The organism is Aeromonas sp. FDAARGOS 1415 (genome assembly GCF_019048365.1).
Lineage (GTDB): Bacteria > Pseudomonadota > Gammaproteobacteria > Enterobacterales > Aeromonadaceae > Aeromonas > Aeromonas taiwanensis.
Genome location: NZ_CP077363.1, coordinates 3,067,999 through 3,089,288, shown reverse-complemented (window position 1 = coordinate 3,089,288; position 21,290 = coordinate 3,067,999). Strand labels below are relative to the sequence as shown.

Sequence of the window (21,290 nt, the reverse complement as noted above, 5' to 3'; positions counted from 1 at the left end):
GTCACGACATCAGAACAGGGCGCTGTTGAGCCACAGATGCGCCCCTATGCCGACCATATAGCCAAGCAGTATGGCGGGCAACCACTTGAGGTGGCCGACAAAGGTATACATGCCCCTGGCCTGCCCCATCAGGGCCACCCCGGCGGCGGAGCCGATGGAGAGCAGGCTGCCCCCCACCCCGGTGGTCAGGGTCACCAGCAGCCACTGCCCCGTGCTCATCTGCGGCTCCATGGACAGGACCGCATACATCACGGGGATATTGTCGATGAGGGAGGAGAGCAGGCCGATGGTGATGTTCGCCAGGGTTGGATCCCCTGCGTAGAGCAGCTGGGAGGCGAGCGCCAGATAGCCCATGAAGCCGAGCCCGCCGACACACATCACCACCCCGTAGAAGAAGAGCAGGGTGTCCCACTCCGCCTTGGCTATCTTGTTGAACACATCGAACGGCACGATGGAGCCCAGGCGCAGCAACCGGGCCTCGTCACCGGTGCGCGCATAGAGCGCCCGCTCCCGGGCCAGGGTGACGGGCTGTGTCTTGCGCAGGTAAAAGCCGAAGAACTGCAGGTAACCGAGCCCCATCATCATGCCGAGCACGGGGGGCAGCGCCAGAAAATGATGGCAGGCGACCGCGGTCATGATGGTGAGCACAAAGAGCAGCACTATGGTGAAGGCCCCGCGCCTTGGCACCACCACGTCGCCCGACATCTCGGGGACGTGACGCGGCACCATCAGACTCATCAGGGTGGCCGGTACCAGGAAGTTGAGCAGTGCCGGCACGAACAGCAACAGAAACTGCTCGAAGGGCACCTTGCCCGCCTGCCACACCATCAGGGTGGTGATGTCGCCAAAGGGGCTGAAGGCCCCGCCAGCATTGGCCGCCACCACGATGTTGATGCAGGCCAGGTTGATGAAGCGGCGATCGCCGTTGGCCACGTTGAGCACCACGGAGCACATCAAGAGCGCCGTGGTCAGGTTGTCCACCACGGGGGAGATGAAGAAGGCCAGGATCCCCGTGAGCCAGAACAGGGACCGCAGGCTGAGCCTGGCTCGCACCAGGCGGGCGCGCAGGGCGTCGAACAGCAGCCTGTCCTCCATGGCATTGACATAGGTCATGGCCACCAGCAGGAAGAGCATCAGCTCGGCGTACTCCAGCAGCGTCTGGCGAAACCCCGCCTGCGCCAGTGGACTCTCCCCCTGCCCGGCATAGACCATGCCGATGACGATCCAGATGATGCCGGCCGCCACCAGCACGGGTTTGGACTTGCGCAGCTTCAGGTACTCCTCCGCCATCACCAGGGCATAGGCCAGGGCGAAGATGGCGAGGGCGAAGAGGCCGGCGCCGGTGTGCGTCAGGGGCAGAGGGCCGCCGTCGGCAAGCGCGGGGCCACAGAACAGGGCAAACCCGGAGAGGGGGGAGAGGCGCAGGAGTCCAGACATGGGTGCTTCTCTTGAGAACCGTCTGGCATTGAGGCTAGCAGCGAAGAGGGAAGACGCCCTCCCCGCCATGGTGGTGGCCCGCGCGGGGTGGGCGCTCACACAAAGGAATGCCGGGCCCGGCGACGGGCCCCGTCATCAGGGCGACTTCTTGCCGAACCCGGATTGCTTGAGGGTGTAGCCGGCGCTGTTCTGCCAGGCATCCAGGCCGCTTCGGTTGTTGCCCGCTACCAGGCTGGCGGCCAGGCTCGGGCTGTTGAACAGCTGATCGGCAGTGAAGAGGAAGCCCGGGCCGTGGGGAGTGAGCACCCCCTTGCCCAGCAGCTCCTGGCGCAGCTCGATCACCGCCTCGCGCAGGGAGGCGGCATCCTCGCCGTTGGCGGTGGAGCCCGCCTGCACCATGAAGCCCGGGTTCTGGCGCTTGCCCACCGGATAACCGTGGGCCTCGGCCCCCTTGCCGTTGAAGTGGTAGAGCTCGCGCTCGCCGGGCTTGTTGTCGGAGAGCGCCTTTTGCAGGGTCATCAGCTCGTTGTAGATATCGATGGGGACCACGGCAGCCTGCTTGGCGCCCTTGCTGTCGACGATAAAACTGACTTGCTTGTGTAACATCCTTGCTCATCCTGTGACCCATGGAAGGCCCTATTCTAACCACCACAGGCGAGCGGGATCCAGCAAGGATCCGCTTCCCTTTTGCAGGCGCGATCACTAACTGGCATAGTGACTGACATTGTGAAAGCCATTGGCCATCAAACGGTTATCCCATGCTCAGCCTGCGTAATCTCAGTAAATGCTTCGACAACGGCGGCGAGACGCTCCCCCTGTTTGCGGGGCTGGATCTCCAGCTCGCCCCGGGGGAGACCTGCCTGCTTCTGGGGCAGAGCGGCTGTGGCAAGTCCACCCTGCTGAGCCTCATCGCAGGCCTGCTGCCCCCCGACGAGGGGGAGGTCTGGCTGGGGGAGACCCGCCTCGACACTCAACCGGCGGACGAGCGGGCCCGGCTGCGCGGCCGACACTTTGGCATCGTCTATCAGGACTTCAACCTGCTGCCGACCCTGACGGTGGAGGAAAATCTCTGTCTGCCGCTCGCCATCAACCAGCTCCCTCGCCATCAGCCAGAGATTGACGCCCTGCTGGCACGGCTCGATCTCGTCCACAAGCGCCACGCCTGGCCGGAGCAGCTCTCCGGCGGTCAGCGCCAGCGAGTCGCCCTGGCCCGCGCCCTCATTCACAAGCCCCGGTGGCTGCTCGCGGACGAGCCCACCGGGAGTCTCGACGAGCACAACGCCGAGCAGGTGATGGCCCTGATGATGGCGGTGGTGCGGGGCACCGGCGCCGGCCTCCTGCTGGTGAGCCACAACCCCGCCTATGGCGCCCTGGCGGACAGGGTGCTGCGCCTGGAAGGGGGCCGCCTGGTCGAGCTCAAGGGGCGCCGCCATGACTGACGCCCGCCACGGAGCGCTGTGATGTTGCCGCTGCCGCTAAAAGCGTTGCTGCGCCTCTATCGCGCCCACCCCTGGCTGCTCTTGATGAGCCTGACCGGGCTCACCCTGGGGGTCACCCTGGTGGTGGCCATCGAGCTCTTGAACCACAGCGCCCGCACCAACTTCGTCGCCGCCCGCAGCCAGCTCGCCGGGGAGGCCAACTATCGGCTGGCGCCGAGCGGCGGGCTGGATGAACAGCTCTATGTGACGCTGGTGCGAAGCCAGCACGACCTCAACGCCATGCCAGAGCTGCACGCCTGGCTCAAGGACGAGCAGGGGCGCAGCTTCCAGCTACTCGGGATGGATCTCTTCAACCCCGGCCCCCTGCGCCGCCTCTTTGACGCAGAGCCAGACAGCCAACCCGATTTCTCGTTGAGCCGCGCCGACAGCGTCTGGCTCGCGGCCCCCGAGGCCAAGCGCCTGGGCTGGCAGCCGGGCCAGCCCCGCACATTTCTCCTAAGCGAAACCTCGCCTCATGGCCAACGGGGCAAGCGAGCGCTGACCCTCACCCTGGCCGGCACCTTCGAGCCCGGCGCCGTGCCCATGGAGCGGCTGCTGGTGACCGACATCGGCCTCGCCCAGCCCCTGCTTGGCAAGGAAGGACGGCTCGATCGCATCGTCTTCAAACTCAGCGAGCAAGAGGCCAATACCTTGCAAAGAGCCTTGCAGGCGGCCCTGCAATCCTATGCCCCCCATCAGCCCCTCTGGCTTGAGCCCATCAGCCCGGCGCTCGATGCCAGCCAGCTCGGGGATGCGCTGGCGCTGAACCTCACCGCCCTCTCCCTGCTCGCCATGGCGGTGGGGCTCTTTCTGGTGTTCAACGCCCAGCGCTTCGTGCAGAGCGTGCGCCGTCCCCAGCTGGCCCAGCTCATCATCCTCGGGATGCCGCCGCGTCGGGTGCTTGGCTGGCTCATCCTGGAGCTTGTGATCCTCGCCAGCATCGGCACCCTGCTCGGGCTGCTGCTGGGAAGCCTCCTGGCCCTGGCTCTGATGGGGCAGCTCACCCAGGCGCTGGCCGACCTTTATGGCCCCAACCCCATCGATCTGCTGCGCCTCTCCCCTGCGAGCCTTGGCAAGGCGATGGTCATCGGCATTTTGGGGACGCTCGCCGCCAACCTGCCCGGCTGGTGGCAACTGCTGCGCCAATCCCCCCTTGAACTGCGAGAGGGCAACAGCCGCCCGCCGGCTCATCCCTGGCGCAGGCGAGCCTTGGCCATCGCCATCCTGCTGCTCTGCGTGCTCTGTCTGTGGCGGCCAGAAACCGGTCTCACCGGCGCCCTCTTCGTCGCCGGCGGCTGGCTGCTGGCCATGGCGCTCGCCCTGCCCGATGTGCTGCGCGCCGTGCTGGGGCGACTGAGATCGCGCCCCGGTGGCCCCCTCACCGCCCGGCTGGCAGTGGCCGAGACCCAATACCATCTGGATCGCACCGCCATCGCGGTAATGGCGCTGCAACTGGCCATCGCGGCGGCCATCGGCATCGGGGTCATGGTGTCGAGCTTTCGCTCGAGCGTGGAGATCTGGCTCGGCCAGCGTCTGGCCGCCGATCTCTATGTCAGCGCCCCCAGAGGGGTGGCGGGCAACCGCGGCGCCCTGAGCGAGCAGACTCTCAACACCATTCTTGCTGCGCCGGACGTGCGCGCCGCCTCCCGCCGCGCCGTGCATCCCGCCCGCTGGCAGGGGCAGCCCATCGAGTGGGCGCAGATGGACTTTATTCCCGAGCTCAAAGCCGCCTACCCGCTGCTGGCCGGGCGCTGGCCCGCCGCCCCCGACGAGGTGCTGGCGAGCGAACCGCTGACGGTGCGCCTAGGGGTCTGGGTGGGGCAGACACTCGAAGTCACCGGCGAACAGGGCCCAAGGGCACTCACCGTCACCGGTGTCTATCAGGATTACGGCAGCGACAAGGGGCAGATACTGCACGCCTTCGAGGGCGGGGCCGTGCAATCCCTGGCCCTCTTTAGCAACCAACCGGAGCGCCTCGCCGATCGCCTGCGCGCCCGCCTTGGCGAGGGGGTGAACCTCCTGCCCGCCCCCGCCATCCACGCCGCCGCCCTCAGGGTGTTCGACCAGACTTTCGTGGTGACCGAGCTATTGAAGTTGCTGATCCTGGGGATCGCCTTCGTCGGCATCGGGTCGGCCTTTATGGTGCTGGGGCTGGCCCGGCGCGGCGAGTTGCAGACCCTGCAGAGCTTGGGCGTAGGCCCGCGCCACTGCCGCCGGCTGCTGGTGTGGCAAGGGGCAGGCCTCGGGCTGCTCACCGCGCTGCTGGCCCTGCCGGTGGGCTATGGCCTTGCCTGGGTGCTGATCGAGGTGGTCAACCCCCGCGCCTTCGGCTGGCGGCTGGCCTTCGAGGCCGCCCCCCTGCACGCCGTCACGGCGCTTCTGCTGGCGCCGGTATGCGGCGCGATTGCCTCCTGGTACGCCGCAAGGAGAGTGGTATGAAAACATTCAATATCTGGTGGCTGGCGCTGCTCTGCACCCTGTATGGCACCGGGATCCGTGCCAGCGATCTGGGCGCAATCCTGGGTGGCGATAGCGATCACTTTAGAAAGGCTCTGCCGAGTCAGTCCATCCGCCTGCCCGTGGATCACGGTGCCCACCCCGACTACCGCTCCGAGTGGTGGTATCTCACCGGCAACCTGAAAGATGAGCAGGGACGCGATTACGGCATGCAGTGGACCCTGTTTCGCCAGGGTATCGAGCAAAACATCAAATCGGATAACCCTTGGCTTGTCCCCCAGCTCTGGCTGGCCCAGTTCGCCATCACGGACTTGAGCAAAGGCAGCCACCAGCAGGACGAGCGCACCAGCCGCCAGGGGCCAGGGCTCGCCGGTGCCAGCGGCGGTCAGTATTGGCTGAAAGAGTGGGTGCTGGCCTCTCAAGGGGAATCGCTTTTTCCCGCCACCCTCAAGGTGCAGAGCAAGGCGGGGGATCTTGATTTGCAGGTGAGCGCCGCCAAGCCGGCGGTACTGCAGGGCAAAGCGGGTTACAGCGAGAAGAGCCCGGGCAACGCCTCCTTCTACTACTCCTACCCGCGCCTGACCATCAGCGGCACCCTGACCCTGGATGGCGAGACCCGCAACGTCAGCGGTGAGGGCTGGTTTGATCACGAGTGGAGCAGCTCGGTATTGGCCCAGTGGCAATCGGGCTGGGACTGGTTTTCCCTCCAGTTTGACGATGGCCGCGAGCTGATGCTGTTTCGCCTGCGCACCAAGGCAGGACGCACTGAGCCGGAGAACCGCTACGGCATCCTGATTGAGCGGGACGGCAGCAGCCGGGTGCTAAGCCCTGAGCAGATCCACCTTACCCCCGGCAAGACCTGGCACGGCCCCAAGGGGCAACCCTATCCCATCGAGTGGCAGCTTAAGGCCGAGGATATCAACCTCCGTATTCAGGCTCGACAGCCCAATCAGGCCATGACGGGGCGTTTTGACTACTGGGAAGGGGCAGTTTCCGTCTCGGGAGATGCCAAGGGCGTCGGTTATCTGGAGATGACGGGGTATTGAGCCCAAGGCCTCCCCCATTTTCTCGCCGCGTCTCTTTATTGTGTTGCGGGGCGAAGTCTACGCCCCGTTACCATCTCTACGGTTTGGTTCTGAGACAGCCTCCCAATAACAGCCAGCACCAAATTTCCTGCCCCCTCCAATTTCTGATCCCCATCAAAAATACTCACCAAACCACACCCAAAGTAAAACGTTTTGCTCAACATAGACTGCTGCACTTGGTACCCTGTCCATGCGACCCTCATAGCCCTAAAGGCAGCCAGGGAGCGGCGATGGTTCGTACCTCCTCAATCGGTTAACCGCAGCACAACGGAGGCTATATTCCGTGCGGTAGCCGTGTGATTTAATGAGTAATGAAATAGGACTGGACACCAGTAAACATCTTTGTCTGATAGTTAGGCAGGGGGTCATATATCCACAACATCAAGATTGAATGTGGTATACGATATAAAAATCACAGTGAGACCTTTCTCTATATAGAAAGCATCTAGGGACACAAGAATAAAAAATCACTTTCTTTGTCAATCCCTCGAACATTAACACAGTCAATTCAACATTCGACACCCAGGGAAGAAAATGAAAGGAAAAATTACTCAATGGAATGATGACAAGGGCTTTGGATTTATTACGCCAGAAGATGGTTCAGAAAAAACATTCTTTCATATTTCTGCTGTAAGCCCCAAAGACAGAAGGCCACAGATTAATGACGAGGTATTGTTTGAGACTGAAACCGATAGTCAGCGACGAGTGAGAGCTACAGAAGTTTACTATGAAGGTTGGACTCTTCGTCCTATCACACAGCCTTCCAAACAAAGCCATCGTGCTAAGGGAGGGTCAAGTGATAAAAAAATCATCCTTGAATCAGTCAGAAAAACACCTCTGGATTATGTTTTTTTAATCCTGGCTATAGTTTTGATAACTTTAGCTGGCTTTAACTATTTTAAAGAAAAAGACCTTGCAACGTCACTTCCAATTGCATTTTTTGCAATAATATCACTGGCTCTATTTAGTCGCCCCAAAAAACCTTCAAACAAATTTTTTACCTGTTCTCGCTGTCGCTGCAATGCTCCGTTTGACAATCGCACCATTCGTGCTTGGAATACGGGCACAATAAAACTCTATTGTTCAAATTGCCATGCTGCATGGTTGAATAACCGAGAAAACACAAGCAATGATTTCCACTCATCATCAAGCCGGGGTAGCGGCTGCCTTGGTGTTCTAGCAATGATGATCGTTATTCCAGTAGGGTTAGTGTCTATTGCATCCTGGCTGAGTTGAACATTACATAATGAGAACTTGGTGTGAAGCAGCTAGCGGTCATAGGCGTTAAAAATAAACGTCAGACTCTTGCTCCTATTTTTCCAACAAAGAAAGCCCCGTCAGAACTTGTTCTGCCGGGGCTTTCTTTATCTCGCCGCCTGATCCACCAGATAAAGGATGCTGTGATAGGGAATGCCGGCGTGCTGGCTGAGCCCCATTTCGCAGGTGCGGCTATTGCTGAATCCCTGACGGCAATCCCTGGGGACCTGTGCAGGCAGGCTGGCGAGGGCGGCGGCGTTGAGCTCAGGGGTCATCAGCCCCTTGTCGCCGGCGAAGCCGCAGCACTGAATATGCTCTGGCACGATCACTTCGCGGGCACAGGCGCGGGCCACCGCCAGCATCGTATCCCCCAGCCCCATGCGCCGACTGCTGCAGGTGATATGAAGCATGACGGTCTCATCGATGGGGGTCAGCTCAAGGTGGGGCAGCAGGTGTTCCAGCACAAAGGCAGAGGGCTCGAACACCCGCAGCCCCTTGCCGAGCGCACCCGAGAGCAGCCGCTGCACGCAGGGGCTGGTGTCGAGCAGCACGGGCCAGCGCCCCTGCTCGCTTGCCTGCCACAGGGCCTCGGCCAGCTCACTGCGCTTGGCTTCCGCTACCTCACTCAACCCCTTGCTGTCATAGGGCATGCCGCAGCAGAGCCCCTCAACTCTCGCCGGCACTATGACCCGGCAACCCGCCTTCTTGAGCAGGGATAACACCACCTCCGGCAGTGACGGAGCCTCTTCCTGCTGGCCGAATACCCGGCTGGCACAGGACGGCAGATAGACCACGGCGCGCTCGCTGGATCCGCCATGGGTCCCCTCCCCTTGCGGCCAGTGATAGCGGCTCGGCCCCGGCAGGGTCGGCAACCAGGCGGGTGTGCGCTGGCCGCTCAGATGGCGAACCCCGTTCACCAATCCTGCCAGCGCTTTTTCTCCCAGCAGCTTGCCGGCAATCCCTTTGAGGCCGAGAGCCCCACGGGCCGTGCGGGTAACGCCGGCGAAGTGATCGGCGCTCCAGCGGGCGATGGGCACGAAGCGCCGGTATTTGTCAGTGCGCAGCTTCTTGATGAGCGATCCGGTGTTGATGCCGACCGGGCAGCGATCGGCACAAAGCCCGGTCGCGGCGCAGGTGTCGATGCCCTGATAGTCAAACAGCCGGGCCAGCTGGTTGGAGGGCTCATCGGCACGATTGCGGCGGGCCAGTTCGCGATAGAGCACGATGCGCTGGCGCGGCGAGAGCGACAGGGTGCGCGAGGGGCAGACCGCCTCGCAAAAGCCGCACTCGATGCAGGGATCGACGATGGCATCGCTCGCCGGCATGGGCTTGAGATGGGCCAGGTGGGCGTTGGGGTCATCGTTGATGATAACGCCGGGATTGAGCAGGCCATCCGGGTCGAGCAGCGCCTTGATGCGGCGCATCAGCGCCATCCCCTCCGGCCCCCATTCGAGCTCCACATAAGGGGCCATGTTGCGGCCGGTGCCGTGCTCGGCCTTCAGCGACCCGCCAAAGCGCACTGCGACCAGCTCCGCCACCGCATCCATAAAGGCACCGTAGCGGGCCACCTGCGCCGGATCGTCGAACCCCTGGGTAAAGACGAAGTGCAGGTTCCCCTCCAGCGCGTGGCCGAAGATGATGGCCTCGTGATACTCAAACTCGTCGAACAGTTGCTGCAGCCCCGCCACCCCTTGCGCCAGACGCTCGATGGGAAAGGCGACATCCTCGATGATGACGGTGGTGCCGGTGGTGCGCACCGCCCCCACCGCCGGGAAAAGCCCCTTGCGAATGGCCCAGAGCCCGGCGCTGTCGCTGGTAAAGGGCACAGAGGCGACCTGGGCGAACTCGGCAGCCATGGCCGTCACCTGCTCGCAGCGATCCACCAGCTCCTCTTTCGACTCCCCATGCACCTCGACAAGCAGGGCGCAGGCGGTTAAGTCCAGCGCCTTGATAAAGTCCGGCAGACCGGGCTTGCCCGCCACCGAGCGAAGGGAGCGCCCATCCATCAGCTCCACCGCCGCCACCGGGGCGCTTTTCAGGCGCGAGGTGGCCAGACAGGCCTGCTCGGCGTCCCGAAACACCAGCAGGGCCGAGGCCTTGTGGGGGTATTCGGGCACGGTGTCGAGCACCACCTCGGCGATAAAGCCGAGGGTCCCCTCCGAGCCGATCATCAGGTGGGTGAGGATATCGATAGGGTCATCATGGTCGAGCAGGGCATTGATGGCGTAGCCGGTGGTGTTCTTGAGCCGGTACTTGTGGCGAATTTTGGCGGCAAGCTCGGCATTCGCCAGCACCTCGGCGCGCAGGGCGGCGAGCCCGGCCAGCAGCTCCGGGCGCCTGGTCGCCAAGGCGGCGCGGCTGTGGGGATCGCTGCTGTCCAGCACGGTGCCATCGGCCAGCAACAGGGTCATGGCGTGCAATGTGTGATAGCTGTTGTGGGCGGTGCCGCAACACATGCCGCTCGCGTTGTTGGCGGCGATGCCGCCCAGCTTGCAGGCGTTGATGGAGGCGGGATCCGGCCCAATCTTGCGGCCCAAGGGCGCCAGATAGCGGTTGGCATCGGCACCGATCACCCCGGGTTGCAGGGCGATGCGGGCGCCCTCGTCCAGAATGTGGTGGCCACGCCAACTGTCGGTCAGGGTAATGAGTACCGAATCGCTCAGGGCCTGGCCCGAGAGGCTGGTGCCGGCGGCGCGAAAGGTGCACGGCAGGCCCAATTCGCGGCACACCCCCAGCACGAAGCGCACCTCATCCAAAGAGTCGAGGCGCACGATGCGCTCGGGCACCAGCCGGTAGAAGCTGGCATCCGTGCCATGGGCCAATCGCAAGTCCGGGTCGCTCACCAGCCGCTCCGGCGGAATGCGCGCGAGCACGGCGGCGTCAAACTGGTTCCAACGCATCAGCAATCCTCCACCAGCACTACCAGCAGGCGGCTCGGACCGTGGGCACCGTAGGCCAGGGTCTGCTGGATGTCGGCGGTCTTGGAGGGGCCGGAGACCAGCAACAGATTGGTGGGCATGGCCTGCTGCCAGCGCCCGGCGTCCACCAGTCCCGCCAAGTTGTCGGCGATGGTGGAGGCCGCCAGCAGGGCGATATGGCAGGGGGGCACAAGGGACAAGGTGCGCGGCTCGCCGCCATCGGGCAGCAACACCAGGGTGCCGGTATCGGCGATGGCGCCCGCGCAGTGGGTGATGCCCGCCTGACAAACGTCGAACAGCTCGTCTTTCCAGCCGGCGAACTCCCCCGTCGGGGTCAACACAGAGCGCCCGGCGCAGGCGGCCGCGACCGCTTTCTGCCAACGGCCGCCATGGCCACAAGCCAGATGCGTTATTGCTTCTCCATCCAGCCAGGCGGTCAGATCCCGGGCAAGATTTGCCTCCTTGACGGTGAGGATCTCGGCGTGGCTGGCGGTGATCATGCCAAGAAAGCGCTCGCGCCGCGCCTGCTCATCCTCCCCGCGCCAGGGCTGCCAGGAGTGCGGTGCCTGGGCAATGGGGGTGGCGGCGCCGCGCAGGCGGTTCAAGATAGCCTCTTTGCTCGACATCTCAGGACTCCTTCTTCTTCTGGCGCAGCAGGGCGTGCAGGCTCTGGGGGGCGGGTTTGGGGGCCTCGCGGCACTGGGTCCAGGGGCCAAGGTGTTTAGGCATCAAGCCCCGCAGGCGACCGGCCACACCGGTCGCGGCGTGATAGAGACGCGGGTGGGTGGCGGCGAAGGCAAAGCCCTGCATGGCGAGGGATTCGAGCCGGCTCTTGGCCGCCCCCTGCCCCGCCAGCGGTTCGTGGCCGGGCTGTGCGTCGTGTTTGGCCTCCCGGCGCAGGCGCTGCAACAGGTCGGGAATGGGGATGCGCACCGGGCACACCTCGCCACAGGCGCCGCACAGGCTGGACGCCGTTACCAGATCCTGGGTGCTGTCCAGCCCCAGCAGGTGGGGGGAGATGATCTTGCCGATGGGGCCCGGGTAGATGGTGCCGTAGGCGTGGCCGCCGATGCGGGTGTAGACCGGGCAGTGATTCATGCAGGCGCCGCAGCGGATGCACTGCAATGTCTTGCGCAGCTCCTCGTCCCGGTAGGCCTGACTGCGGCCGTTGTCGAGCAGCACCAGGTGCACCTCGTCCGGGCCGTCCAGCTCCCCTGCCCGGCGCGGGCCGCTGATGACGTTGAAGTAGGTGGTGATGGCCTGGCCGGTGGCCGAGCGGGTCAGGGCACTGTAAAGGGGCGGCACGTCGGAGAGGAACTCCACCACCTTCTCGATGCCGGTGATGGCCACGTGCACTTTCGGCACAGTCGTGCACATGCGCCCGTTGCCCTCGTTCTCGACGAGACAGAGGCTGCCAGTCTCCGCCACCGCGAAGTTGACGCCGGAGAGCCCCATGCCGGCGCGGCGAAACTCTTCGCGAAGGGCCCGCCGTCCGGTCTGGATCAGGGCGTCCACGTCGGTGGTGGGGGTGAAGCCTTCCAGGTTGCTTGCGAAGGTGTCGCTCACCTCCTGCTTGTTCTTGTGGATGGCGGGCATGATGATGTGGGACGGGGTGTCGCCATCGAGCTGGACGATAAACTCCCCCATGTCGCTCTCAAGGCAGCGGATGCCGTGACGCGCCATCTCGTGGTTGAAGCCCACCTCCTCGCTCACCATGGACTTGCCCTTGACGATGGAACTTACCCCGTGCTGCTGGGCGATGCCGAGGATGATGGTGTTGGCCTCGGCCGGCGTCTGGGCCCAGTGCACCCGGATGCCGTTGCGCTCGCAGTTGGCTTCGAGCTGCTCCAGGAGTTCCGGCAGGCGCGAGAGACAGCGCTGACGGATCTGCTCCGCCGCATCGCGCACCGCCGCTTCTTCCTGCGGATCGGCGAAGGCGTCCCGCCGCTTGCCTCGCAGGTAATCCATGGCGCCGCGAAAGTTCTGGCGCAGCACGGGGTCGGCCAGGGCCGCCTCGGCCTGGGGGTGGAAGCGGCGCGGCGAATACTTGGCGTGATCACTCATGATTAGCCCCCTGTTTTTGCGCTTGTAAGCCCTGAGCCACCGGCTCGCTATGGGCGAGCAGGAAGCTGGCCAGATGGGTGGCGGGGAGTGTCTTGCCCTGATAGGCCAGGGATCCCTTGATGTTTAGGAGGCACCCCCAGTCGGCGCTCACCAGGGTGTCCGCGCCGGTGGCCAGCAGGTGGCGAGTCTTGTCCTCCACCATGGCCTGGCTGATGTGGGGATGGCGCACCGAGAAGGTGCCGCCAAAGCCGCAGCACTCGCTCTCGTAGGCCTGCTCGTGCAAGGTGACGCCCTCGAGCTGCCCCAGCAGGCTGCGGGCCGTGGTGTGCACCTGCATCTCGCGCCGGGCCGAGCAGGAGGTGTGCATGACGATGCTCGCCTCCCCCACGGCGCGCCAGCGCACCCGGCAGACCCGGGCCAGAAACTCGGTGAGCTCGAACACCCGCTCGCAAAACGCTGCCACCTCGGGGCTCTTCGGGAAGAGGCGGGCATAGTGATGGTGCATCATGCCGCCACAGGAGCCCGACAGCACCACTACGGGCCAGGGCTCGGGGAAGAGCGCCATCTGGCTTTTAGCCACCTTGCGCGCCTCCTCCACGTGACCCGAGGTGTAGGCCGGCTGGCCGCAGCAGGTCTGCTTCTCGACAAAGTGCACCCTTATCCCCTCCCGCTCGATCAGGGCGATGGCATCGAGCCCCGCCACCGGGTCGAACAGGTCCACCAGACAGGTGGCGTAGAGATAGACATCGGCCGGCTTGGCCGGATAGACCCGCATTACCTTCATCACTTGCTCTCCTTACTTCAACTGCAGCAGTGCGTCCGAGACGTGGAAGCTGTACATGAGCGCCAACCCGATAAGGCCGGTGGCCAGCAGGTAGTAGAGGGTCGGCAGCGCGGTCTTGCGCAGCGTCGCCCCCTCGCGGCCCAGGAGGCCCACGGTGGCCGAGGCCGCCACCACGTTGTGGATGGCAATCATGTTGCCAGCCGCCGCGCCAACGGCCTGCAGCGCCAGCATGGCGGCGGTGGAGACCCCCAGGGTCTGCGCCACCTCGAACTGGAACTGGCTGAACATCATGTTCGACACCGTGTTGGAGCCGGCGATAAAGGCCCCCAGCGCGCCTATAGTGGCGCTCAGGGCCGGGAAGAACTCCCCGACGAGCCCGGCGGCAAAGTTGGCCGTGGTCACCGGCATGCTGGCGAGATCCGCCCCGTTGACGCCGGAGTTGATGAAGATGCGCACCATGGGCACGGTGAAAATCAGCACGAAGCCGGCGCCGATCAGGGTGCGGCTCGACTCGCTCACGGCGCGGCCGAGGGGGGCCAGGGCGCGGGCCTGAATGAGGGTGGCGAGCAGGGCGCAGAGCACCAGCAGGCCCCCCGGCAGGTAGAGCGGCTCAATCGACGCGCTGACCCCCTTCTCACCCAGGAGATCCGTGAAGGCGAGGCTCACCGACAACAGGCTTGCCTTGAACTCCGGGCTCACCCGGCTCGCCACCAGCAAGAGCGCCAGCGCCACATAGGGGAGCCAGGCCAGCATGAGCGACATGGGGCGGCCGGCGGCCTCTTTGAGATCGAGCTTCAAGGAGCCTAACCACTCGGCAGGCCACTCTTTCTCGGGGGCGAAATCCCAGGTGTTCTTGGGCACCAGAAAACCATGGCGCGCCGCCGTCACCACCAGGGCCAGCCCCACCAGGCCGCCGATAAGGGACGGGAACTCGGGGCCGAGCAGCATGCCGGTGAGGGCGTAAGGCACGGTGAAGGCGAGCCCCGCGAAAATCGCGAACGGCAGGATGGAGAGCCCCTCGGTCCAGCTGCGGTTGCGGCCAAAGAAGCGGGTCAGCATCATCACCATCAGCACCGGCATCAGGGTGCCGACGGTGGCGTGAATGAGGGCCACGTTGGTGGTCACCTGTTGCAGGTAGATGTCCCAACTGCTGCCACCGGCGCTCAGGGTGTGGCCGATAGCCTGGTTATCCAGCCCCTTGTTGATCCCCACCAGGATGGGAGTGCCCACCGCACCGAAAGAGACCGGAGTGGACTGGATCATCATGCCGAGCAGCACGGCGGCGAGCGCCGGGAAGCCGATGGCCACCAGCAGGGGGGCGGCGATGGCGGCCGGTGTGCCAAACCCCGAGGCTCCTTCGATAAAGGCGCCGAAGCACCAGGCGATGATGATGGCCTGGATGCGCCGGTCCGGCGAGATGTTGGTGAAACCGCCGCGAATGGCGGTGATGGCGCCTGTGTGTTTCAGGGTATTGAGCATCAGGATGGCGCCGAACACGATCCAGAGCACGGTCACCGTGATGATGAGCCCCTGCAAGCTGGAGGCGAGCACCCGGGTCGGGCTCATCTGCCAGCCCCACAGGGCGATGAATACGGTCAGGATAAAGGCGATGGGCATGGCGCGCTTGGCGGGCCAGTTGAAGCCGACCAGCAGCACGGCGGCCACCACGATCGGCGAGAAGGCCACCAGGGCCAACAGGGTGTCTGTCATCATTGCATCCTTGTCCAGAGGTCGTGCGACGGGCGCACCTTGTTGTTGTTTTGTTAAGCGAACGTGACCTTACCCTGTTCCTTTTTCGCGATATATGGAAATAATGAACAACATTCATTCCTAAAATCGACAAATATGGCCAGTACCGACGACCTCATTCTCTTCGCCCAGGTGGTGGAGGCCGGCTCCTTCAGCAAGGTAGCCGAGCAAAATTCCCTGACAAATTCAGTGGTTAGCAAGCGGATTGGGCGTCTGGAAGAGGAGCTCGGGGTGCAGCTGCTCTATCGCACCACCCGCCGGCTCACCCTGAGCGAGGCGGGCAAGGAGCTCTATCAGGGTGCCAAAAATGTGAAGGCCGCCGCACTGGACGCCTTCGATGCGGTGGCGGGATTCGGTGAAAAGGTGAGCGGCCATGTGCGGATGTCGGTGCCCACCATCTCGGGGGAGCTGCTGCTCGCCGACGCCGTGGCCGATTTTTGCCAGCAGCACCCCGGGCTCACGGTGGAGATGTCGCTCGACAACCGCTTCGTCAATCTGGTGGAAGAGGGGTTCGATCTGGTCATTCGCACCGGCTATCTGGATGATTCGAGCCTGATTGCCCGCCACATTCTCGACTCCCAGTGGGTGATCTGCGCCGCCCCTGCCTACGTGCGCCGCTTCGGGGCGCCGCGCGAGCCGTCAGACTTGCTCACCCACAACTGCCTGCGCTACGCCTACCAGAGTACGGGGGCCTCGGAGTGGGCCTTCAAGGGGGAAGAGGGCAACTACCTGGTGTCGGTGTCGGGGAGCTTTTGCACCGACAACGCGGGGGCCCTGCGCAAGGCGGCGCTGGGGGGGCGCGGCATCGTCTATGTGCCGCGCTGCCTGGTCTATCACGACCTGATGAACGGAGATCTGGTGGATTTGTTTCCGGACCGGGTGGGCAAGAAGCTCGGGATCTACGCCGTCTACCCCTTCACCCGCCAACCGCCGCGCAAGATAAGGTTGCTTATCGAGCACATCCGCCAGCGCTACCTCGACATCGCCCACTACTTCGTGTGAGCAGGCTCGCGGCAACGCCTGGAGTCAGGTGGCAGGCTGTGTCCCCGCCTGGCGGGAGAGAAACGCCAGGGACTGGCGGTTGAAGAGCTCCGGCTGCTCCACGTTGCAGACGTGGCCGCACTTCTCGATGATCTCGAGCCGGCTGAAGGGGTCCCGGGCCACCTGCTCGCGCACCGGGGCGAGGAACATGTGATCCTCCTCCCCCATCACGTAGAGGGTGGGAATGGGCAGGGCCCGCTCGCGAAAATAACGCATAAGAGGATTCACCTCGGTGGCGAGGCGGAACCAGCGCTTGAACTCTTTCTGGCACAGCTTGCGGGCTTCGCGCACGAAGAGGTTGCGGGACTCCTGATGGTGCTGGCGCGGCATGATGATGAAGGCGAACAGGCGGTAGAGCCACATGTAGGGCAGGATGTGCTGGCCGAGGCGACCGAGCTGCACCAGCACCCGGGAGCGGATGTCGAGGCGCAGGATGGCGCCGCCCAGCACCATGCTCTTGACCCGCTCCGGGCAGAGCTCCGCCAGGTGGCGGATGAGGATGGTGCCGAGCGAAATGCCGACGAAGTGGGCATGGGGGATGCGCAGGTGATCCAGCAGACGCAGGATGTCCTCGGTCACCGCCCGGAAGCTGTAATGGCCCTTCACCACCTGCTGCAGCTGGTTCGACTGGCCGTGGCCGCGCAAGTCCAGCAACAGCACGTTGAAGTGCTCCCGGTAGGCGCGCAGCTGCTTGAACCAGATGGAGGAGCTGCCGCCCGCTCCGTGCACGAACACCACCCAATCCCGATCGGGACCCAGTTCAAAGGTCTTGTGGTACAACATCTCATGGGCTCCCGGGGTGATGGGGGGTATACTCGCCGCGCATATTAACAGATGGCTCACCCCGGTGAACATGCTTCCTCCATGATCGGACCAGAGCGGAGTCCTCCATGACACTCGTGCAATTGCGTGAATTTTTGCTCAGCCAGCCCGGCGCCACCGAGGACACCCCCTTCGGCCCGGAGATCCTGGTCTATCGCATCGCCGGCAAGATGTTCGCCCTGGTGGACTGGCAGGCCGAGCCGCTCTCCATCAACTTGAAGTGCGAACCCGAGTTCGCCCTGCTGCTGCGGGAGATCCACCCCGAGGTCAAACCGGGCTGGCACATGAACAAGCAGCACTGGAACACCGTGACCCTGAGTGAAGGCCTGTCTGACGATCTCTGGCAGGGCTGGATAGTCCACTCCTATGAGCGGGTGGTGGCGGGTCTGCCCAGGGCGAAGCGGCCCCAGGCCCCCCGCTCGACCATCAGGGAGGGTTGACCCATGCCGTCTCCTTCTTCTCCTCGCATCGTCCCCCTCAAGGAGGCGCACATACCAAGGCTGCTGGATCTGTTCGAGCAGTCGGTGCGCCGCCTGGGCCCCGAACACTACAGCCCGGAGCAGGTAGAGCAATGGGCCCTGGGAGCCCATCATCCGGGGCTGGTGAGCCAGCTGCGCGAGCATCACGGCTGGGTCATCGAAGAGCTCACCCAGACAGGCCCCCTCCCCCTCGGCTTTGCTACCCTGAGCGATGACGGCCATCTCAGCCTGCTCTACGTGAGCGCGGATCACCAGCGCCAGGGGCTCGGCACCCAACTGCTGGAAACGGTACTCCAGGGCGCCGTCCGGCTTGGGTTGTCTCTTCTGACCACGGAGGCGAGCGCCTTCAGCCTCGCCCTCTTCCTGCGCCACGGCTTCGAGCTGGCCGGATTGGAAACCGTGGAGCGAGGCGGCGTCCGTTTTATCCGCCATCGCCTCTACTGCCGCTTGCCAAGCGGGGGGCAGCCACTAAAATACGCACCATTTCCTCAAGGCAATGGATAGAAGGCAGCCATCATGGTGGTAGAGAGCGACGGCTACATAGCGCTGGTCGAGTATCTGGTAGAGAGTCTGGGTCTGTTCGAGAGCCAGCAGCAGGGCAGCGGCACCCAGACCATCGAGGATCTGGTGAGCGGCCGGGTGGCCGAGAACCTGATGACCATCTGCGAGCAGAATCCCCAGCTCGATCCCAAGGTACGCTTCATGATCATGCAGGAAGCCGACGCCGTGGTGGCCGATCTGGAGGAGGTGCTTTCCGCCGTCTGGCTGCGCGCCCCCACCCAGGAGCAGCACACCTTCCTGATGGAGTTCATCGATCTCATCAAGAACCTGTTCGACAGCACCATAGGCTAATCCCTTCCCGCTATCGCCCCGAGGCGGGCCCCCCAGATGACCCGATATGAAAAGGGCCGCCTCATCGGGCAGCCCTGCTTGCATTGTCAATTCATCGCGCTTGTGGGTGTAATGAATATCTGAGCAAAAAGTGTCTGGTCTTGGCTTCCATCCTTGGTAGCTACCTGTTGGTCAGCCAGGGTTCAGTTTAGTTCCCCGCAAAGGGACCTTTTTTTCCTTTTTCTTTCACACTTCTTTCAAAAATATGTCACGGGGTCCGGTTGGACCCCGTGCTGCACTATCACGCCTCAATACGACCACGCCTTAGCGATTGAGGCTGGGAGGCAGGCAGACGCCGATGCCCCCCAGGCCGCAATACCCTTCCGGGTTCTTCTCCAGATATTGCTGGTGATAATCCTCGGCGTAGTAGAAGGGTGCCAGTGGCAGGACCCGGGTAGTGATGGTGCGCCCGTCACCGCTCGAGGTCATGGCCTGCTGGTAGGCGGCCAGGCTCTGCTGGGCGATCGCCTCCTGGGCGTCGTCCCCGAAGAAGATGACGGAGCGGTACTGGGTGCCGATGTCGCCGCCCTGGCGCATGCCCTGGGCCGGATCATGGTGCTCCCAGAACAGCTTGACGAGATCCCCATAGCTGATGACCCTGGGATCGAACACCACCTGCACCGTCTCGGCGTGACCGGTCAGCCCGCTGCACACCTCCTTGTAGGTGGGGTTGGGGGTCAGCCCCCCCTGATAACCGGCGGCGGTGGAGTAGACGCCCGGTTGCTGCCAGAACAGGCGCTCCACGCCCCAGAAACAGCCCATGCCAAACCAGGCCAGCTCCATTCCCTCGGGCCAGGGCCCCTGGGTAGGATGACCGTTGACCGCGTGCTGCTGGCCAATTTCCATCGCCTCGCGACGTCCCGGCAGCGCGTCTGCCGGTGAAATAATCTGCTCCATATGCCCTGTCCTTGTATAAAACCCCGCGCAATGCGGCTGACGAAAAGGAACACCGAAGATAACAGGTTCTTAGCCCGGATCAACCGAGGGCGCCAGCTTGCCGGCGGGAGCACAGTCCCGAGCCTCTCATCCCGCTCTCCGGCGCCCTGGTCAAAATCGCATCAAAAAAACACGGCGGCAATATTTAGTCTTGATTTGTGAATTTATTTTCATATATTGAGCGAATTGCTGCTTTTTTATGGAATGACATACGTGCGTGAACGCGAACCCAGCCTGGTCCATGCCTTTCGGCAATCCACCCCCTATGTCAATGTGCATCGGGGTGCCACCTTCGTGCTGATGATCGGCGGGGAAGCCATCTGCCACCCCAATTTTGCCAACATCGTCAGCGACATCGCCCTGCTGCAGACCCTCGGCATTCGCTTGGTGCTGGTGTTTGGCTCCCGCCCGCAAAATGACGAGGCCCTGGCCCGCGCCGGCATCCAGGCCCAGTACCACAGACGGGTCCGGGTCACCGACGACGAGAGCTTCGCCATCATCAAGCAGGTGTGCGGCGGTCTGCAATACGACATTACCGCCCAGCTCTCCATGGGGCTGGCCAACACCCCCATGCAGGGGGCGCGCATCAGCGTGGTGAGCGGCAACTTCGTCACCGCCCAGCCCCTCGGGGTGGATGAAGGCATCGATTTTTGCCACAGCGGCCGGGTGCGGCGCATCGACGTGGAAGGGATCACCCGCCAGCTGGATCAGCACGGCCTGGTGCTCATCTCCCCCATCGGCTGCTCGGTCACCGGCGAGAGCTTCAACCTGAGCTCGGAAGAGGTGGCCCGCCGGGTCGCGGTGGATCTCAAAGCCGACAAGCTCATCTGCTTCAGCAGCACCCAGGGGGTCATGGACAGGCACGGCGAGGCCATCTCCGAGCTCTTCCCCGAGCAGGCCGAGGAGCTGCTGGTGGAGCTGGAGCAGGCGGGCGAGGAGATGTCCGGCACCGCCCGCTACCTGCGCGCGGCCATCGCCTCCTGCCGGGGCGGTGTGCCCCGCTCCCACCTGGTGAGCTATCAGGATGACGGCGCCATGCTGCAGGAGCTCTTCAGCCGGGAGGGGCTTGGCACCCAGATCGTGCGGGAAAGCGCCGAGCGGGCACGGGCCGCCACCATAGAGGACATCGGGGGCATCCTGGATCTCATCCGCCCCCTGGAGGAGGAAGGGATCCTGGTGCGCCGCTCCCGGGAACAGCTGGAGATGGAGATCGACAAGTTCACCATCATAGAGCGCGACGGCCTCATCATCGGCTGCGCGGCGCTCTACTGCTTCATGGAGGAGGCCATGGCCGAGATGGCCTGCGTCGCCATCCACCCGGAGTATCGCAACTCCAACCGGGGTGACACCCTGATCGCCAAGGTGGCCGAGCGGGCCAAGCGGCTCGGCATCCGCCGGCTGTTCGTGCTCACCACCCGCTCCATCCACTGGTTCCGGGAACGGGGCTTCGATCCCCTGGAGGTGGAGGATCTGCCGGTGGCGCGCCAACGGCTCTACAACTGGCAGCGTCGCTCCAAGGTTTTGTCCAAGACCATTTCGTAACTTGTTGATCTTGTGTCTAGTTGCCGTCAATTTTGTTCTTTTTTACAAACTCGATTGACAGTGCAATCCAGTGCAGGGTATTTCTACATGCACGCCACCTTCCCAGAAGGTGGCACCAGAAGAGGAGCGCTGCCCAGGCAGCCCAAGGGAGGACACCAGCGTCCGGTGAACTTGGGTCAGGGGGAGCAGCGCCGAGATGGGGCGGGTGACTGGACACCGCCACGTCGGCTGCGGGGGCTGAATCCCCCGGGTTGTCATCGGTAGTGGTCATCCCACAGGCATCCAGCCAGGATCCTTGCGGGATGGGCACCACGGGTGGAGTGCTTCTGGCCGGGATCCTTCGCCATTCC

The 21,290-nt window shown here is 63.8% G+C and carries 18 protein-coding genes and 1 riboswitch; of the genes, 9 read left to right on the top strand and 9 right to left on the bottom strand.

The features are described 5' to 3' along the window. Positions 1-9: 9 nt before the first annotated feature. Together nhaD and I6L45_RS14635 are read right to left on the bottom strand one after the other, a co-directional pair. Positions 10-1,437 carry a sodium:proton antiporter NhaD gene (gene nhaD, locus I6L45_RS14640; RefSeq protein WP_216982453.1) on the bottom strand — a complete coding sequence of 476 codons (1,428 nt, stop codon included), beginning with the start codon at positions 1,435-1,437 and terminating at the stop codon, positions 10-12. A gap of 135 nt (positions 1,438-1,572) precedes the next feature. Then, the gene (locus I6L45_RS14635) at positions 1,573-2,043 is read right to left on the bottom strand and encodes a DUF4357 domain-containing protein (protein WP_216982452.1); all 471 of its coding nucleotides are present in this window, start codon (positions 2,041-2,043) and stop codon (positions 1,573-1,575) included. 152 nt (positions 2,044-2,195) lie between these two features. On the opposite strand from I6L45_RS14635, the gene I6L45_RS14630 reads away from it, so the two are divergent. The 4 genes from I6L45_RS14630 (at position 2,196) to I6L45_RS14615 (ending at position 7,693) form a co-directional block, all read left to right on the top strand. Further along, positions 2,196-2,876 (top strand): ABC transporter ATP-binding protein, encoded by a 681-nt coding sequence (locus I6L45_RS14630; RefSeq protein WP_216982451.1) that lies wholly within the window; start codon positions 2,196-2,198, stop codon positions 2,874-2,876. Between the two features lie 21 nt (positions 2,877-2,897). Next, positions 2,898-5,354, top strand: a complete 2,457-nt coding sequence (locus tag I6L45_RS14625; RefSeq protein WP_216982450.1) for an FtsX-like permease family protein — start codon at positions 2,898-2,900, stop codon at positions 5,352-5,354. Next, positions 5,351-6,418 carry a lipocalin-like domain-containing protein gene (locus tag I6L45_RS14620; protein ID WP_216982449.1) on the top strand — a complete coding sequence of 356 codons (1,068 nt, stop codon included), beginning with the start codon at positions 5,351-5,353 and terminating at the stop codon, positions 6,416-6,418. Before I6L45_RS14625 ends, I6L45_RS14620 begins: the two co-directional genes overlap by 4 nt. Positions 6,419-6,991: 573 nt before the next feature. Beyond that, entirely contained in the window at positions 6,992-7,693 is a 702-nt protein-coding gene (locus I6L45_RS14615; protein ID WP_216982448.1) for a cold shock domain-containing protein, read from the top strand. Positions 7,694-7,821: 128 nt separating this feature from the next. Here I6L45_RS14615 and I6L45_RS14610 read toward each other — a convergent pair whose 3' ends face one another. From I6L45_RS14610 to I6L45_RS14590, 5 genes are read right to left on the bottom strand one after another with little or no spacing between them, the layout of a single operon-like run. Continuing rightward, positions 7,822-10,614, bottom strand: coding sequence for an FAD-binding and (Fe-S)-binding domain-containing protein (locus I6L45_RS14610; RefSeq protein WP_216982447.1), 2,793 nt, complete (start codon positions 10,612-10,614; stop codon positions 7,822-7,824). Beyond that, a complete protein-coding gene (locus tag I6L45_RS14605) occupies positions 10,614-11,258 on the bottom strand; it encodes an LUD domain-containing protein (protein ID WP_216982446.1) in 645 nt (214 codons plus the stop codon). The genes I6L45_RS14610 and I6L45_RS14605 overlap by 1 nt, the downstream gene beginning before the upstream one ends. A 1-nt stretch (position 11,259) precedes the next feature. Next, positions 11,260-12,696, bottom strand: a complete 1,437-nt coding sequence (locus I6L45_RS14600; protein WP_216982445.1) for a LutB/LldF family L-lactate oxidation iron-sulfur protein — start codon at positions 12,694-12,696, stop codon at positions 11,260-11,262. Continuing rightward, positions 12,689-13,480, bottom strand: a complete 792-nt coding sequence (locus tag I6L45_RS14595; protein WP_216984220.1) for a (Fe-S)-binding protein — start codon at positions 13,478-13,480, stop codon at positions 12,689-12,691. Before I6L45_RS14595 ends, I6L45_RS14600 begins: the two co-directional genes overlap by 8 nt. 12 nt (positions 13,481-13,492) lie before the next feature. Continuing rightward, entirely contained in the window at positions 13,493-15,190 is a 1,698-nt protein-coding gene (locus I6L45_RS14590) for an L-lactate permease (protein ID WP_216982444.1), read from the bottom strand. A 63-nt stretch (positions 15,191-15,253) separates the two neighbouring features. On the opposite strand from I6L45_RS14590, the gene I6L45_RS14585 reads away from it, so the two are divergent. Beyond that, positions 15,254-16,231 (top strand): LysR family transcriptional regulator, encoded by a 978-nt coding sequence (locus I6L45_RS14585; RefSeq protein ID WP_216982443.1) that lies wholly within the window; start codon positions 15,254-15,256, stop codon positions 16,229-16,231. 24 nt (positions 16,232-16,255) lie between these two features. Here the strand turns inward: I6L45_RS14585 and I6L45_RS14580 are convergent, their stop codons facing one another. Further along, the gene (locus I6L45_RS14580; protein ID WP_042075237.1) at positions 16,256-17,053 is read right to left on the bottom strand and encodes an alpha/beta fold hydrolase; all 798 of its coding nucleotides are present in this window, start codon (positions 17,051-17,053) and stop codon (positions 16,256-16,258) included. A gap of 107 nt (positions 17,054-17,160) precedes the next feature. On the opposite strand from I6L45_RS14580, the gene I6L45_RS14575 reads away from it, so the two are divergent. The 3 genes from I6L45_RS14575 to I6L45_RS14565 are packed head-to-tail and all read left to right on the top strand — an operon-like array spanning position 17,161 to position 18,423. Continuing rightward, positions 17,161-17,532 carry an MmcQ/YjbR family DNA-binding protein gene (locus I6L45_RS14575; protein WP_216982442.1) on the top strand — a complete coding sequence of 124 codons (372 nt, stop codon included), beginning with the start codon at positions 17,161-17,163 and terminating at the stop codon, positions 17,530-17,532. Between the two features lie 3 nt (positions 17,533-17,535). Next, the gene (locus tag I6L45_RS14570) at positions 17,536-18,075 is read left to right on the top strand and encodes a GNAT family N-acetyltransferase (protein ID WP_216982441.1); all 540 of its coding nucleotides are present in this window, start codon (positions 17,536-17,538) and stop codon (positions 18,073-18,075) included. Positions 18,076-18,087: 12 nt separating this feature from the next. Beyond that, positions 18,088-18,423 (top strand): DUF3802 family protein, encoded by a 336-nt coding sequence (locus tag I6L45_RS14565; RefSeq protein WP_043761304.1) that lies wholly within the window; start codon positions 18,088-18,090, stop codon positions 18,421-18,423. 303 nt (positions 18,424-18,726) lie between these two features. On the opposite strand, the gene msrA is transcribed toward I6L45_RS14565, so the two are convergent. Next, positions 18,727-19,359 carry a peptide-methionine (S)-S-oxide reductase MsrA gene (gene msrA / locus I6L45_RS14560; protein WP_216982440.1) on the bottom strand — a complete coding sequence of 211 codons (633 nt, stop codon included), beginning with the start codon at positions 19,357-19,359 and terminating at the stop codon, positions 18,727-18,729. A 252-nt stretch (positions 19,360-19,611) separates the two neighbouring features. Between msrA and argA the strand changes: the two genes are divergently transcribed. Next, positions 19,612-20,940, top strand: a complete 1,329-nt coding sequence (gene argA, locus I6L45_RS14555) for an amino-acid N-acetyltransferase (RefSeq protein WP_043761436.1) — start codon at positions 19,612-19,614, stop codon at positions 20,938-20,940. A 111-nt stretch (positions 20,941-21,051) separates the two neighbouring features. After that, positions 21,052-21,274: riboswitch (Lysine riboswitch) on the top strand. The last annotated feature ends 16 nt before the right edge of the window (positions 21,275-21,290 follow it).